Annotated in this window: 3 protein-coding genes; all 3 read left to right on the forward strand. The window is 61.4% G+C overall.

The window, feature by feature from the left end; translation table 11 throughout:
* The first annotated feature begins 107 nt into the window (after positions 1-107).
* Positions 108-608, forward strand: a complete 501-nt coding sequence (locus RQH62_RS24885) for a hypothetical protein (RefSeq protein WP_311271332.1) — start codon at positions 108-110, stop codon at positions 606-608.
* Positions 605-733 carry a hypothetical protein gene (locus RQH62_RS24890; RefSeq protein WP_311271333.1) on the forward strand — a complete coding sequence of 43 codons (129 nt, stop codon included), beginning with the start codon at positions 605-607 and terminating at the stop codon, positions 731-733. The genes RQH62_RS24885 and RQH62_RS24890 overlap by 4 nt, the downstream gene beginning before the upstream one ends.
* 174 nt (positions 734-907) lie before the next feature.
* Positions 908-1,122, forward strand: a 215-nt coding sequence (locus RQH62_RS24895) for a DUF2312 domain-containing protein (RefSeq protein WP_311271334.1), incomplete at its 3' end; no start/stop codon positions are given.

Raw genomic sequence — 1,122 nt, forward strand, 5'->3', positions numbered from 1 at the left:
ATCCCCATAGCCGCCGCCCCTAGCGCCGGTGAAGGCGGGCGTCCTGCCATGGTCGCTGGTGGTTCGCTCGCCAATGTTTCCGATCATGTTCATGAAAGGGCTTCTGCATGACCCGCAACCCGCAAATCCACGGCAGACGGTCCAGCTTTTCCGCGAGTGTTGCACTTGCACAGTTGGGCGACGACCTCAGCGAGATCAAAAAACAGGACGGTTTGACGTGGAAAGACGTCGGCCGTGTGCTGGGCAAGAGTGAAGATCGGGCCAGCAATTACGCAACTGCACTCGCTGAAATGCCTGTGTCGTCGTTCCTGCTGGGATGCCGCGAATGGAATGGACGGTTCGCCAATGGCGTCCTGTCGCTCATCGGTATGAAGCTGGTCGAGATCAACGCCGATTCCACGACCGATGGCGAGAAGCTGTGCCACATCCTCAAGCTGGCGCACCTCATCAGCGCGGCCATGACGGACCTCGAAACGCCCGGTGCGATCGATGACGGCGAGCTGCGCGAGATTGGCGCGGACGCTTTGGATGAGGCCACGCGGGCTATTGATGCGCTGCGGGCGCGGCTTGCTCGGTTGGACGGGCCTAAGCTGGCGGGTGTCGCATGAAGCCCCTCACCACCGAACAGGCAGTCGCAGAAGCGGCGCGGAAGGCGCGGCGGGATGGCGACCACTGGATGCGCCAGAGCCATCGCCATGCTGATCGGGCGGCTAAGCGGGAGGAGGGCAAGTGATGCGCTCGTTCCTCGCCCGCTGGCTGATGCCTGCTGAGCCGTCAAATCCGGCCCGCGAATTGGCCTTACTCCAGCATCGGCAGCACCGGGACGCCGTGAAGGCGCGGACACGGCAAATGCGCGAACAGCTTGGCCTCCCGCCCCTCTCAATTCTCAACCACGAAGGAAACTGACATGTCCGAAGGCAATGTAGCGGCCGACCAACTGCGGCTTTTTCTGGAGCGCATCGAGCGCCTGGAAGAAGAGAAGAAGGGCATCAGCGACGATATCAAGGACGTCTATCTGGAAGCTAAGGCCAACGGTTACGACGCCGGGATCATGCGTCAGATTATCAAGCTGCGGAAGATGCAGCCGCACGATCGGCAGGAAATGGAGCATATCCTCCAGAC

The organism is Sphingobium sp. WCS2017Hpa-17, assembly GCF_031843765.1.
Taxonomy (GTDB): Bacteria; Pseudomonadota; Alphaproteobacteria; order Sphingomonadales; family Sphingomonadaceae; genus Sphingobium.

Coding starts and splice junctions, on each gene's coding strand:
- RQH62_RS24890 (WP_311271333.1), top strand. CDS start 605: ATGAAGCCCCTCACCACCGAACAGGCAGTCGCAGAAGCGGCGCGGAAG.
- RQH62_RS24885 (WP_311271332.1), top strand. CDS start 108: ATGACCCGCAACCCGCAAATCCACGGCAGACGGTCCAGCTTTTCCGCG.